This window comes from Limnobacter sp. 130 (assembly GCF_902506325.1).
GTDB lineage: Bacteria > Pseudomonadota > Gammaproteobacteria > Burkholderiales > Burkholderiaceae_B > Limnobacter.
Window position 1 is genome coordinate 566418 of sequence record NZ_LR732328.1, and the last position, 13592, is coordinate 580009.

The 13592-nt window shown below is 50.0% G+C and carries 11 protein-coding genes; 9 read left to right on the forward strand and 2 right to left on the reverse strand.

Going from position 1 to position 13592, the window contains the following annotated elements; genetic code table 11:
- Nucleotides 1–260 precede the first annotated feature (260 nt).
- The 8 genes from FRIGORI9N_RS02755 to FRIGORI9N_RS02790 all read left to right on the forward strand — a co-directional run bounded on the left by FRIGORI9N_RS02755 (nucleotide 261) and on the right by FRIGORI9N_RS02790 (nucleotide 11105).
- Nucleotides 261–2243 (forward strand): DUF1302 domain-containing protein, encoded by a 1983-nt coding sequence (locus tag FRIGORI9N_RS02755; protein WP_159568367.1) that lies wholly within the window; start codon nucleotides 261–263, stop codon nucleotides 2241–2243.
- 55 nt (nucleotides 2244–2298) lie between these two features.
- Nucleotides 2299–3642 (forward strand): DUF1329 domain-containing protein, encoded by a 1344-nt coding sequence (locus FRIGORI9N_RS02760; protein ID WP_159568368.1) that lies wholly within the window; start codon nucleotides 2299–2301, stop codon nucleotides 3640–3642.
- A 106-nt stretch (nucleotides 3643–3748) separates the two neighbouring features.
- Entirely contained in the window at nucleotides 3749–4909 is a 1161-nt protein-coding gene (locus tag FRIGORI9N_RS02765) for a YCF48-related protein (protein WP_159568369.1), read from the forward strand.
- A gap of 14 nt (nucleotides 4910–4923) precedes the next feature.
- Nucleotides 4924–7290 (forward strand): RND family transporter, encoded by a 2367-nt coding sequence (locus tag FRIGORI9N_RS02770; protein WP_159568370.1) that lies wholly within the window; start codon nucleotides 4924–4926, stop codon nucleotides 7288–7290.
- Between the two features lie 106 nt (nucleotides 7291–7396).
- On the forward strand, nucleotides 7397–8383 hold the full coding sequence (locus tag FRIGORI9N_RS02775) for a succinylglutamate desuccinylase/aspartoacylase family protein (protein ID WP_159568371.1): 987 nt from the start codon (nucleotides 7397–7399) through the stop codon (nucleotides 8381–8383).
- A gap of 66 nt (nucleotides 8384–8449) precedes the next feature.
- A complete protein-coding gene (locus FRIGORI9N_RS02780) occupies nucleotides 8450–9385 on the forward strand; it encodes a hypothetical protein (RefSeq protein ID WP_159568372.1) in 936 nt (311 codons plus the stop codon).
- Between the two features lie 94 nt (nucleotides 9386–9479).
- Nucleotides 9480–10412: a chemotaxis protein gene (locus tag FRIGORI9N_RS02785; protein WP_159568373.1), complete on the forward strand. Its 933-nt coding sequence runs from the start codon at nucleotides 9480–9482 to the stop codon at nucleotides 10410–10412.
- Between the two features lie 69 nt (nucleotides 10413–10481).
- Nucleotides 10482–11105 (forward strand): 2OG-Fe(II) oxygenase, encoded by a 624-nt coding sequence (locus tag FRIGORI9N_RS02790; protein WP_159568374.1) that lies wholly within the window; start codon nucleotides 10482–10484, stop codon nucleotides 11103–11105.
- Between the two features lie 18 nt (nucleotides 11106–11123).
- Here FRIGORI9N_RS02790 and FRIGORI9N_RS02795 read toward each other — a convergent pair whose 3' ends face one another.
- A complete protein-coding gene (locus FRIGORI9N_RS02795) occupies nucleotides 11124–11759 on the reverse strand; it encodes an NrsF family protein (RefSeq protein WP_159568375.1) in 636 nt (211 codons plus the stop codon).
- Entirely contained in the window at nucleotides 11756–12337 is a 582-nt protein-coding gene (locus tag FRIGORI9N_RS02800; protein WP_159568376.1) for a sigma-70 family RNA polymerase sigma factor, read from the reverse strand. The genes FRIGORI9N_RS02795 and FRIGORI9N_RS02800 overlap by 4 nt, the downstream gene beginning before the upstream one ends.
- A gap of 133 nt (nucleotides 12338–12470) precedes the next feature.
- On the opposite strand from FRIGORI9N_RS02800, the gene FRIGORI9N_RS02805 reads away from it, so the two are divergent.
- Complete coding sequence (locus FRIGORI9N_RS02805; RefSeq protein WP_371717143.1) at nucleotides 12471–13592, forward strand: S-(hydroxymethyl)glutathione dehydrogenase/class III alcohol dehydrogenase; 1122 nt, start codon at nucleotides 12471–12473, stop codon at nucleotides 13590–13592.

Consider the following 13592-nt stretch of genomic DNA (forward strand, 5'->3'; position numbering starts at 1 on the left):
TTCACTTTGTCAGTGTGATTCTTACTGTGTGTTAGGGCAATCTGTTTCTTGCGCAAATTTAAACTTGGGCGCACAGTGGGAATCGAAATTTACTCACAAGTTACATGGATTTTTGCAAGCGCTTTTCTATTTCTTGTGGGTATTGTTCGATTTGTGAATCTAAATGCTCTGTGTTTTAGTAAGAGGGGTAACAACTAAACACTTCAGATTAGTGACCTAACTACCTATTCGAGAGGCCATAAGGCCCTGAGGAGACACACATGGCCGGTTTTCTGCCCAAGAATTCCACTTTGAAATTTGCCGTTTTATCTGCGCTGGTCTCCACGCACGGTCTGTCGGCCGCTGCAGGCGCCTTCGAAGGCCCTGCTGGCATTGAGGGGCGATGGGCAATGGAGGTCACTGTCGGTGCCTCTATGCGAACGAAGGATGCCGATGAGTCGCTGGTGTTTATCGGCAATGGTGGCAAGGCCTCTAGCGGTACGGTGGACGACGGTAATTTGAACTACAACAAGGGTGATGTCTTCAACGCGGTGGCCAAAGCGGTGGGCGAGCTTGAGTTGAAGAAAGACAATGTTGGCGTGTTCGTTCGTGCCAAGGCATTTTCAGATTTTCACAACCGCAGCAACCGCGTACCTCACGGTTCCGCAAACAATGGTTTTCGGCCAAACGAACCTTTGAACGACAATGGGTTCGACAAAGGTACCAAGTTTGAAGATGCCCAGTTCCTGGATGCTTATGTGTTTGGGGATTTCGAACCCTTGGGCAAACCACTGACCGTGAAAGCGGGTAATCAGGTTGTGACATGGGGGGAGGCCCTTTTCGTACTTGGCGGTGTGAATCAATATTCAAACTTTGACGCCGCTGCCTTGCGCCGCCCTGGCGCTCAGTTGAAGGAAGTCTTCCTGCCGATCCCACAAATTTCTGCAAATTTGCAGGCAACAGACGAGCTTTCACTAGAAACTTTTGTTCAACTCAATCACGAGAAAGTGGTGGTTGATGGTTGTGGTACCTTCTTTTCTCCTGCTGACTTGCTGAATTGTAATTTTCAGGGTTCCCCCATTAACCCAGGTATTCTGAGTACGCCATTGGGTGACATTGATTTTACCGGATACAACGATCGCGAGAGTTTCGAGGGTGGGGGTACCGTGACTGTCGGTGGCGCGCCGTTTGATACCTCGACAACATCCGGGATTAATGGTTTGACGGGTTTGATCGGTGGGATCACTGGGCTACCTGCTGATTTGGGTAATCTTAACTTCCGCATGGCACAGTTGGCTGACCGCAGACCCAAAGACAGTGGGCAGGTTGGCTTGGCTGCGCGGTATTATGCTGGTGAGATCGGCACTGAGTTCGGTGCTTACGTCGTAAATTACCATCAACGGATCCCCAATTTGTCTTTGAAGAAAACTCCTTCGAATTACGAGGGTTCAATTTTCAATGGACTTGAAGCTGGTGGTCAGAGTGTAGTGAACCCGCTGTCTTATTTCTTTGACTATGGCGCTGAGAATATTCAGGTGGCAGGGGTTTCTGCAGCGACTGAGTTTTTCGGCTATTCAGTGTTTGGAGAGGTTAGTTACACTAAAGACTTTCCTGCAGCCTACAACACTGCCGATTTGTTGAAAGGCGGTGCCACAGGTGATGGTCCTTTGGCACGCTATGGGGATAACACTGCATTTCCGGAAGGATCAATTTTGTCGGGATCCAAACCCCTGGATAAAATTCAGGCACAGGTATCAACGATCAAGCTGTTTCCGCGTCGTCTAGGTGCTAGCCAAGTGGCTCTTGTCGCTGAAGTGGGCGCGCAAATGTGGCGCGGTATCGGCGATCCATTCACCAGCGAACGTTTTGGCCGTTCACCTGCATTCGGTGCCGGTGCCCACGCGACATACAATGGCGGTGATTGTAATGCCGGCGTAAACCCCAATCCCCAGAATTGCGTTGTTGATGGCTATGCAACCGAGACCGCATTTGGTTATCGTATTTTGTCGGTGGCCCAATATCCAGATGCATTGTTTGGCGTTACTTTGGCGCCTCGAATCTTTTTCTCGCATGACTTTAAGGGTTATTCAGCGGATGGCGTATTTCTTGAAGACCGCATGAATTTGGGCTTGGGATTGAGGGCTGAGATTCAGTCTGCCAAGTACTTCGCGGAGATGAACTACAGCATGTTCAATGACAAGGCTTATTTCGATCCATTCAAAGACCGTGACTTCCTGTCTTTGGTAGTGGGCGCCAACCTGTAAAAGGTGGAACTACAAGGGTGAGCCATTTGAGATTTGTTTTTAGGAGAGTATTGAAATGAAATTGACGCAAATCAAGCAGTTGGCCGTGTCTCTGGCACTGTTGGGAACTGCGGTCTCTGTCCACGCGCAGTCGGCTGATTTTTCAAAACTGGGTACAACGCTAACACCGGTCGGCGCAGAAAAGGCTGGAAATGCCGCTGGTACCATTCCGGCTTGGAACGGCGGTATGGCGAAACCACCCGCTGGGTTTGACCCCAGCAAGGGTTACCTGGATCCGTTTGCGGCCGACAAGCCGCTGTTGACCATTAATGCTGCCAACATGGAGCAGCACAAGGACAAGCTGGCGCCCGGTCAAATGGAGATGATGAAGCGTTATCCCACGTACAAAATCAACGTGTACCCTACGCAACGTACGGCTGCTTACCGTGCAGATGTGTACAAATATGCAAAAGAAGAAGCGGCGGGTATCAAGCTGGCCGAGGGTGGCAATGGTATCTTGAATTTGAAGAAGTCCAATGTGCCGTTCCCGATTCCAACCGAGGGTATCCAGGTGATCTGGAACCACATTATGCGTGATCTGGGTGGTTCAATTACGCGTTATTCGGCAGATTTCCCGGTTCAAACCAACGGAAGTTTCACCGTGGGTAAGCGTACAGAGACCATTTCTTATGCGGCTTTCATGGCAGATCCGGAGCCAAACCGAATTTTCTATTACTTGAACCAGACAACAGCACCCGCAAACGCGGCTGGTGAGGTGGCTTTGGTGCATGAGCCTTTGAACCAGGTTCAAGAGCCTCGTTTGGCCTGGCAGTACAATCCGGGCCAACGCCGGGTAATTCGTGCGCCAGAGCTGGCTTACGACTCACCAGGTATTGGTGCCGACGGTTTGCGTACAAACGATGACTTCAACGCGTACAACGGGGCGCCGGACCGCTACAACTGGAAGTTGGTTGGCAAGAAAGAAATGTACGTGGCTTACAACAACTTCAAGTTGACCAGCAAGGCGTTAAAGTACAGCGACATTATCAAGACCAACCATGTGAATCCTGATCTTTTGCGTTACGAATTGCATCGTGTTTGGGTTGTTGAGGGAACCTTGAAGCCGGGTGCGCGCCATATTTACTCCAAGCGTGTGTTCTATGTGGATGAGGATTCCTGGGCGATTTTGCACGGTGATCAGTACGATGCGCGTGGCGGTTTGTGGCGAGTTCGTGAGGTGTTTGGTGTGCAGTTTTATGATGCACCAACATTTGGACCCGCTGGCGAGGTGATTTACGACCTTCAGGCACGCCGTTATCTCGTGAATGCTTTGACAAACGAAGAGAAGCCTATCGAATTTGGCAAGAAGTACACCACCGCTGATTTTTCGACAGCTGCATTGCGTCGCATGGGTCGGTAATGATTATTCAGTGTGTTTGGAGCAACTTGAGCTCCAAGCACCTGGGGTTTAAATATTTTGTAACCCAGAGAAATAAATTCTCTGGGTTTTTTAAATTGGAGATGGCATGAGTAAGCCACTGTTGCGCGCAACATTGCTCGCTTTTGGATTGTGTGCAAGTCAATACAGTTATGCATTCAAGGACCCTTTGGAGTTGCCCGCAATTCAAGCGCCAAAAGCTGCAAAAGCATTGCTGCTGAATGTTACTTCGTATGGCGATACCGTATTAATGGTCGGTGAGCGCGGCATTATCTTGAAGCGGGACTTTGCAGTTGGCGATGTTGCTCAAGGTGTAAAAGACAATGAGGGTAAAGTGTGGACTCAGGCCAAGGTGCCTGTGTCAGTTAATCTGACTGGTGTGCAGTTCGTAAATGAAACCCTTGCCTTTGTAGTAGGCCATGACGGTGTCGTGTTGAAATCGACAGATGCGGGCGCGACTTGGGCCAAAGTATTTGATGGTATTAAAGCCAACGAGCAGGTTGTGGCGGCAGCGAAAAAGAAGATGGAGGACATGCAGAGTCGTTATGACGCGGCAAGCCCTGCAGACCAAGACAAGATGAATGAAGCATTGGAGGCGGCTACTTTTGCATTTGAAGATGCGGAGGCGGGTGCCCGATTCGGCCCAGCCCGGCCGATGTTGGATGTTTGGTTCAAAGATTCCAATACAGGTTGGGTTGTGGGTAGCTATGGCCAGATTTTTGAAACCAATGACAGTGGCGTGACCTGGACGCTGATCGCGAATCGCTTGGACAATCCTGATTTTCGTCATTACAACGGTTTGTATGGCGATGAGACTGGATTGCTATTGATTGCCGGTGAGGCTGGCCGGGTTTATATCTCTACTGATTTCGGTGTCAATTGGACACGATCAGAGACGGGATACAACGGTCATTTCTATGGAACGGTTGTGTTGCGGAATGAACAGGGGCAACCCATTGTGTTTGCCTATGGCTTTGGTGGCAATGTGTATCGATTGGGTGCTGGCGCTGCGGCATGGTGGCAATTGAAAAGTCCTAGCAAGGAAAGTTTTGTTCAAGGACTTGCGGTCGGGAAGGCTGCCCTGTTTGTTGATCAGAAAGGCCGTCTGATAAGTACCGACGAGTCGGGTACTACTTTGAGAATGGTCAGTGCCGAGGAAGGTAAACCAGTCACTGGGATGGCATTGGTCAATAACACTTTGGTACTGAGCGGCCAGAATGGCCCTAGAACACTCGCGCTGCCACGCTAACTGGAAGAATTGATATGAGCAATCAAGAAGAATTGGGAAAAGTCGAACGGTTTTTTGAGTCGATTTTGTTTGGACACCGCAAGTTGGTTATCGCCATTTTTGCAGTGCTGTCGGTGTTTTTTGCCTACCACGCGGTGCAACTTAGACCCGATGCATCGTTCCAGAAAATGGTACCCGTCACGCATCCATTCATTGCCAATTATTTGAATTACGAGAATGAGTTACGGCCTTTGGGTAACGTGTTGCGAATTGCAGTACACAACAAAAATGGCACGATTTACGAGGCAGATTTTCTTGAAAAGCTTCGCTTGATCACGGATGAGGTGTTTTACATTCCGGGTGTGGATCGGGGTAATTTGAGTTCGATCTGGACGCCGAATGTGATGTGGCGGCAGGTGACCGAGGAAGGTCTTCGCATGGGGCCTGTGATTGGACAGGGCTTCTCGGGGACACCTGAGCAAATTGAAGCTGTGAGGGCCAACGTTGAGAAATCAGGTCGAATCGGTTCTTTGGTATCGAATGATCAGCGGTCGGCAATTATTCTGGCCCCGCTGTTGGAGGTTGATCCTGATTCTGGTGAAAAGCTGAGTTACGGCAAGTTGTCAGAGCGAATCGAAGAATTGATTCGCGACAAATACCAGAGTGACGACATTTCGATTCACATCACTGGTTTTGCCAAGGTTGTGGGTGATCTGATCGAAGGTGCAAAAGACATCGCGGGCTTCTTTGCCATTACTTTCGTTCTTACTGTGATTTTGCTGCTTTGGTACTCCCGTTGCTGGAAGAGTACGACTGCAACCATTTTCTGTTGTTCGCTTGCAGTGATCTGGCACTTGGGTTCAGTGAGTTTGCTTGGGTTTGGTTTGGATCCATATTCGATTCTGGTGCCGTTTTTGACGTTTGCGATCGGTGTTAGTCACGCGATTCAAAACGTTCGAACCATGGCCACGGAGCGATTCCATGGCGCAAACAAAATCGAAGCGTCAAAAGCCACTTTCCATTTGTTGTTTATTCCGGGTTCTGTGGCTTTGCTAGCCGATGCCGTTGGTTTTTCTACTTTGCTGGTGATCGAGATTGGTGTGATTCGCGAACTGGCGATCAGCGCTTCGATTGGTGTGGCGGTGATTATTTTTACCAAAATGTTTTTGCTTCCGGTGCTGATGAGTTACACCGATGTGACGGAACGTGGTCTGAAGCAAGTAGCCAAACAGGAAGCCAGCAAGCACACTGTGTCGCATTGGCTTTCTCGCTTGACAGAAAAGAAAGTGGCCTATGGCGTTAGCGCCGCTGCCGCTGTAATTCTTGTGAGCGGTTTGTATGCGTCCTCTGGAATCAAGATTGGTGACCTTGACCCGGGCGCGCCTGAATTGCGTCCCGATTCACGGTACAACCAGGATGTGAAATTCTTGGTGGAAAACTACTCGACCAGTTCAGATGTATTTGTTGTGATGGTTGAAACCCCTGCGGGAGAGTGCGGCGCGTACCCTGTGGCTTCGGCTGTAGATCGTTTTCAGTGGGATATGGAAAATACCCCTGGGGTGGAAGGCACTGTTTCGCTTTTCACTGTGATGAAAAACATCATTGCGGGTTTCAATGGCGGCAATCCGAAATGGTTGGCCATTTCACGTGATCGATTCATTTCCAACGGGGCACACAAAAACATTCCCACTACCTTGTACAACTCCGAATGTTCGATGACACCCGTTATTCTGTTTTTGTCTGATCACAAGGCGGAGACGCTTGAGCGCGTGGTAGCGAAGGTGCAGGCTTTTGCAGCAGAGAATGATTCGGCCGATGCCAAATTTACTCTGGCAGCGGGCAATAGCGGTATTGAAGCGGCAACCAATATTGTGGTGGAACAGGCACAAAGAACCATGTTGCTGTTGGTTTACAGCATTGTTGGTGCGCTTGTGTGGTGGGAGTTCAAGAGTTTCCGCGTGATGCTGGCCATTATGATCCCGCTGTTTATCACGGAGGTGTTGTGCAAGGTAATCATGGTGCAACTGAACCTGGGTATTAAAGTAGCTACACTGCCGGTCATTGCACTGGGTGTGGGTATTGGTGTGGATTACGGTATTTACATCTATAACCGTTTGGAGAGCTTCCTGGCCAAGGGTCTGAATTTCAAGGATGCTTATTTTGAAACCTTGCGATCTACCGGTGTGGCTGTAGCCCTAACTGCTGTCACCTTGGCTCTGGGTGTATTCACTTGGGCGTTTTCAGCAATCAAATTCCAGGCCGACATGGGGATGTTGCTTGCCTTCATGTTCTTGTGGAACATGGTGGGGGCAGTAATTTTGATTCCGGCCTTGGTGCGTTTGTTTGCCTTTGATGCGGTTAAAAAACGATTTGGTCCTTCGGTAGAGGGGCCAGGTCGCTGATCACAGGTGTTGTCATGAACTCAAGGGCAGCTTAAGCTGCCCTTTTTTTATGGACTCGGGTTTGTGGTAACCTCCTTGAATCGTTCTTCATTCGCCAATTTCTGCCATGCAGTTTCCAGAACTCCCTGCCATTCCTCACCCTTTGCAATTTAAGTCGGTCACTTTCACAGGTTTGGAGCCGGGGCCAAAATTTATTGTTCTTGGTGCCGTTCACGGTAACGAAGTGTCGGGCAGCAAGGCAATTCTGAAGATGATTCAGGAGTTTGAGACTGGTGAACGTTTTCTGACCAAAGGGCAGCTAACTTTCGTTCCGATTACCAACCCTTTGGCTTACAACCGAAAGCAGCGCAATGGCGACAGAAACCTGAATCGCAATTTGACGCCAACGAATAATCCGGCTGACTTTGAAGACCATGTTGCAAATTGGCTTTGTCCTCTGTTGGCCGCACATGATGTCTTGCTGGACATACACAGCTTTCAGAAAGGGGACATACCTTTCGCTTTGTTTGGTCCGAGGAACAACAACAGTGAGCTGGAGTCCTTTGAGCATGAAAGCGCAGAACGTGGATTGGCGCTACGACTGGGGGTGTCTCGTTTTGTCGATGGATGGCTGGACACTTACGCCAAGGGTGTAGCGAATCGGGTCGTCTACCTGAAGGCGACAGCTCAGTCAGGTGAGGGTTTGAATACCGATCCACGTTATGGGATGGGCACCACCGAGTGTATGCGCTCAAGTGGGGGTTATGCGGTAACTTTGGAATGTGGTCAGCATGACGATCCTGCAGGACCAGATGTGGCTTATCAGGCCATTTCCAATGCTTTGATTCATCTGGATTTGATCGATGGCTTGCCCGTGCCGGCGGTCAGTGAATACCAACATCTCAGTTTGGTTGAGGTGAATGACAAGCACCATTTTGATGATCAGTTTGTTCGTTCCTGGTCAAGCTTCGATCCTATTCGAAAAGGTGAGCTGATCGGGATTCGACAAAGCGGGGAGGAAGTCCGGGCCAGCCGAGACGGATTTATTGTTTTCCCTAATACCTTGTCGCAAGCCGGGCAGGAGTGGTTTTACGTGGCGGAGATCAATCAGTAACCCCAAAGAGGGGGTAAATAAGTAATTTTTCCTAATAAAACGCATCAAATGCCTACAAACAAGTGATTGAAATATATCACTTTCCTGATTGAGTCTTCTGCGCGCTTTTGTTTAAATAAAGACTCCGGTAAGGGGTATTTCATAACAATGAGCGGTATTAGAGACCAGATTACAGATCAGACCAACCACGCTGTTGCGTTGCTTGGCGGTGCCACTGCGCAGTCTTACAGTGTAGTAAGTTTGAATACGCTCTCAGCGGCACTTGATGTGCCCGATGCCGGTTCAGGTCTCGCTCAGTTGGAAACCACGATCAAGTCTATTCAAAGTGAGGTGGAATACACTTCGCACGCCGTAGACAAATCATTTGTTGATTCGTCACTTGGTCAGCAATCTAATCGATTTGCATCGTTAACCATGAATGATGAGCTGAGCGACTTGCCCAGCGGATTCGTCGGCATGGGAATTCAAAATCCAGAATTAATGTCACGCTTTGACGAGTTTTCAGTTGAAAACGAGAGTGACTTTGATGCTCAGCAATTGGAGTCGCCCGGCGCCGCATTGAGTCCGGAAGATTCTTCTGAGGGCCTTGCGAGCGATGTCAACGGATTTTCTTTCTTTGATTTTATCGAGCAGGCTATTGCACAAGCTGAGGCGTCTCAACAAGATTTTGGTGACACCTTTGATGGTAGTCGTCAAGGCGAGTTTCGTGAGTTTCTGGTAAATACCGGTATGGAGCTTGACTCTGGAGTTCGCGGGTTTCTACAAGAAAACGTCGCGGGTGTCGGCCGCGATCTATTGTCTTCGGCCATTGATGCCACGGGAGTCGATGTTTTGGACCCGGTTGCCGATCCTTTGTTGAGTGTTGATTATTACGCCAAGTCCGCTGAGGTTCTTAACAGCCTGATGGATGCTGTGGCGCAGCCCATCGGTTCAATTGCCTTGCCACAATTGGGGCCTTTGTTGGCCGATCCACGCGAAGAGTTGTCAGCCTATCTCGGCTGAATAACGGATTCGTCTAAAGGCGTAAAAGACCGCTTTTATCCCCCTTCCTAAGGATTTGATTCGTTGTCACTTGGTTCAAAATACAGCTTGAACCATGTCAACAGTCAATCCACTCATGAACTACAACAACGAAAGAACTCCTGGTGAATCATCGACAGAGATGATTGAGATACTGCTGTTTTCTTTGGGTGCTCAGGAAACATTCGGTTTAAACGTATTCAAAATTCGCGAAGTCACAGAATTGTCGCAGGTCACCCAGATTCCTGGGCAGCAAGGCGCCATGAATGGCGTGATATCGCTGCGGGGGCAGGTACTGCCCGTGGTTTCGCTTGGAGATGCAATTGGCATGTCCACTGGTGAGCCCAACTCCAAAATGATTATTTCCGAATTTGCCTCTCGTTCGGTGGCTTTTGCAGTGACCGATGTCGACAAAATCATTCGGGTACCTTGGTCGGCTGTAAAGCCACCGCAAAAGTACGATTCTGAAGAAGGCTCTGTTTTCGGCGTTGTGATGCTCGAAGATGGCAGTCTGGTCTCTCTCGTGGACATTGAAAGTGTTTGCCACCGTGTCTTGCCAGAAAAAGACGCCACGCCTGTGACGGCTGGATTCGAATTGAACAAGGCGGGCCCTGTCTTTTTTGTTGATGATTCAATTGTGGCCAGGCGCAAAATCAGCGAAGTACTCGACACCATGGGTTTAAAACACAGCCATGCAGTAAACGGCGTTGAGGCAGAGCAAAAGCTTTTGGCGATTGCGTCCAGTGCCAATCAGAATTCCGAAGAGCTGGAGGAGCGGGTTTCTTTGGTGCTGGTGGACGAGGAAATGCCGATTATGGATGGTTGCACCCTGACCAGAAAGCTCAAAGGTGACCCACGGTTTAAGAATATTCCAATCATTATGTATTCCTCGTTGACGTCAGAAGAAAATGCCAGACGCGGCATAGAGGCTGGCGTGAACATTTACGTGAAGAAGTTTGATTCAACTTCTCTTTCCAACGCCATCGGTCAGCTTTTGGCGCACGCTTGATAACAATTACCTGGAACGCGCTACACTTTTGATCAATCGAAGTGAGTGCTTTCCGGGAAGAATTGTTTCATGTTTGATTTAATCGCGAGTGATCTTCGTTTAAAAGGTTACAGCGTTCAAAAAGACGCACTGCCTGTCCAATTAATCTCAGACTTGTTGAACGCTTTAAAAGCAAAGCCGCCCGGCGTGTTGAAGAAGGCCGGAATTGGACGTGCGCATGGTCAACAGTCGAACGCTGAAATTCGTCGTGATGAAATAGCCTGGATAGAGCGCACTGACGAGGGTGCGGCAGAACAATGGCTGGAGTTCAGCGCGCAGTTGCAGCAATACTTGAATCGCACATTGATGCTGGGTTTGTTTTCTTTTGAATCGCATTTCGCGCATTATGCAGCGGGCGCTTTTTACAAAACCCATGTAGATGCATTCAGGGGGCAGGCCAATCGGGTGTTGTCAGTTGTGTTGTACCTGAACCTGGAATGGGGCCCGGCAGATGGCGGGGAAATGGTGCTTTATTCTGACCAGAATCCCCAACAGATCCTGGAGACCATTCAGCCTTTGGGCGGAACCTTGGTCGTGTTTTTAAGTGAAGACTTTCCGCATGAAGTGCTGCCCGCGAAGCGTGATCGCTACAGCATTGCTGGCTGGTATAGAGTCAACACATCGAGCACCCAGCATATTGATCCCCCTGCCTGAGACGGGTCGACCATCGTTTTACCAGCGTAAAAATTTCGGTCCTAGAAGGGCACCCAACGAACCGCAAAGGGCAATACCCAGTGTGTACCAAACAGCAATGAAGGGCGCAGCAGGTTCTGTGCAGGCTAGCGCATAGGCCAGGGCCGCCACTGAACCCGAGAACAATCCACACGCTGCGCCTGCATAAGTTAAATGAGTGGGGGCGAAACCTCGCATGGCCCAAAATGAGCAGGCCATTACGGGAATCGATAAGGCGAGAATGGCCCATGGACAGACCAACCAGGAGTGGCCCAATAGCGCAGCAGCTCGCTCTGCCTCAGGGGTGCCTAGGTACGACAGCACCCCGGCCATGGCCATGAGCAACACCACGGCGATTACAGCCGAAGTGGCCTGTTTTCCTGATGCGCCTGGTTTACCCAAACGTGCAAACAGCCAACCTGCTGCAATGACCAACGTGCCAGCATATCCAATCTTGATCCAGGGGCCAGTTTCAGCGAACATGGTGCCGGGTATCAGACCTAAAACCCCCAATACGATTGCCGCAGCAATCAGCCCACCCACAATACCGGCAGGTACCAAGCGATTGACCACCGATACCTTTGGGGCAGGGCCGGCCTGGTTTGCTATCATTGTGATCAGATCATCAGTTTTCATGTTTCACTCCTGACCAAAGCTGCCAATTGTTTCAATCCTCGATGCACTTGCACCTTCAAGGCAGCCACGGATACCCCACTACGCTCAGAGGCCTCAATCATCGAAAGGCCTTCAATTTTCGTGAGCAAAATGGCCTGTTTCTGTAATTCCGGCAGTTGCTCAAGCAATACCCCCAAGTCACGTTTCGAGGGCAGCTCCTCCTGTGTGGCGGGGTGCTGGTCCTCAGTCAGATCGTCAAGCGAGTCATTTAAGTTGTCCTTTCGACCACGCCTACGCCACAAATCAACCAACTTGTGACGCGCAATTGCGAATACCCAACTACTAACGGGCAATGTCTCGTCATAAGTACCTCGCTGCATATGCAATGCCAACAAAGTTTCCTGCACCAAGTCTTCAACCTCGTCGGGCAAGGCTTGAAGCCTGCGACTGTAAAAGCGACGCAAACGCTGAGCGATTTTAGAAAGTGCCTCCCGATACGCTTGGGGATCTCCGCTTTGCGCGCGCATCCACAAGGGTTTGAGCGACAGCTCAAAATCGTCTTGAGGGTGAACACCATTGGATTCGCTGGGAGGGATCATTCGGTTACAAAGACATGCTTTTAATTGTTACCAGACACTACCACACTTCAAATGCGGCCAGCCGCCTGCATGGTAGCCCTGAGCCCCTATAATGGAGTCTGTCTTGAACACTCGCCAGCATTGGGGGAAATACATGTTGCAAACCATTAAAACACGCGCCGCAGTGGCCTGGGGCCCAGGTCAACCTTTGTCAATCGAGGAAGTCGATTTGATGCCTCCCCAAAAGGGAGAAGTTCTGGTTCGTATTGTTGCAACAGGTGTTTGCCATACCGATGCCTATACCTTGTCCGGAGACGATCCTGAAGGGATTTTCCCGGCAATTCTTGGCCATGAAGGTGCGGGTATTGTGCAAGCGGTTGGAGAAGGTGTTACCAGCCTGGCGGTTGGAGATCACGTGATACCGCTGTACACAGCGGAGTGCCGAGTGTGCAAGTTTTGTACCTCTGGCAAAACAAATTTGTGCCAGGCCATTCGCGCCACACAAGGCAAAGGCTTGATGCCAGACGGCACTACGCGCTTTTCCAAAGACGGCAAACCGATTTTTCACTACATGGGTACCTCCACGTTTGCAGAGCACACCGTTGTGCCTGAAATTTCACTGGCAAAAATCGACCCCAATGCACCACTTGAGAAGGTGTGCTTGCTGGGGTGTGGCGTGACTACTGGCATTGGTGCTGTTCACAACACAGCCAAGGTGAAGGCTGGCGACACCGTGGCCATTTTTGGTTTGGGCGGAATTGGCTTGGCTGCAATTATTGGCGCCGTGCAGGCCAAAGCCAGTCGAATTATTGCGATCGACATCAACGCAGACAAGTTTGAGATTGCCAAGAAGTTAGGCGCCACTGATTTTGTCAATCCCAAAGAACACAGCAGACCGATTCAGGAAGTCATTGTAGAAATGACCGACGGCGGTGTTGATTTCTCGTTCGAATGTATCGGCAACGTGAATGTGATGCGGTCAGCCCTGGAGTGTTGCCACAAGGGTTGGGGCGAGTCTGTAATTATTGGCGTTGCTGGTGCGGGGCAGGAAATCGCCACGCGTCCTTTCCAGTTGGTGACTGGCCGGGTGTGGCGGGGCAGCGCGTTTGGCGGTGTGAAGGGGCGCACGGAACTGCCGGGCTATGTGAACCGGTTTATGAACGATGAAATAGATCTGGATACGTTTATTACGCACACCATGCCTTTGGAGCGAATCAACGAGGCATTCGATTTGATGCATGAAGGCAAATCCATTCGCACCGTGATCCATTTTTGA

Excerpts from the sequence above, each read along its gene's own strand:
- FRIGORI9N_RS02755 (WP_159568367.1), top strand. The coding sequence starts at position 261 with ATGGCCGGTTTTCTGCCCAAGAATTCCACTTTGAAATTTGCCGTTTTA.
- FRIGORI9N_RS02760 (WP_159568368.1), top strand. The coding sequence starts at position 2,299 with ATGAAATTGACGCAAATCAAGCAGTTGGCCGTGTCTCTGGCACTGTTG.
- FRIGORI9N_RS02765 (WP_159568369.1), top strand. The coding sequence starts at position 3,749 with ATGAGTAAGCCACTGTTGCGCGCAACATTGCTCGCTTTTGGATTGTGT.
- FRIGORI9N_RS02770 (WP_159568370.1), top strand. The coding sequence starts at position 4,924 with ATGAGCAATCAAGAAGAATTGGGAAAAGTCGAACGGTTTTTTGAGTCG.
- FRIGORI9N_RS02775 (WP_159568371.1), top strand. The coding sequence starts at position 7,397 with ATGCAGTTTCCAGAACTCCCTGCCATTCCTCACCCTTTGCAATTTAAG.
- FRIGORI9N_RS02785 (WP_159568373.1), top strand. The coding sequence starts at position 9,480 with ATGTCAACAGTCAATCCACTCATGAACTACAACAACGAAAGAACTCCT.
- FRIGORI9N_RS02790 (WP_159568374.1), top strand. The coding sequence starts at position 10,482 with ATGTTTGATTTAATCGCGAGTGATCTTCGTTTAAAAGGTTACAGCGTT.
- FRIGORI9N_RS02795 (WP_159568375.1), bottom strand. The coding sequence starts at position 11,759 with ATGAAAACTGATGATCTGATCACAATGATAGCAAACCAGGCCGGCCCT.
- FRIGORI9N_RS02800 (WP_159568376.1), bottom strand. The coding sequence starts at position 12,337 with ATGATCCCTCCCAGCGAATCCAATGGTGTTCACCCTCAAGACGATTTT.
- FRIGORI9N_RS02805 (WP_371717143.1), top strand. The coding sequence starts at position 12,471 with ATGTTGCAAACCATTAAAACACGCGCCGCAGTGGCCTGGGGCCCAGGT.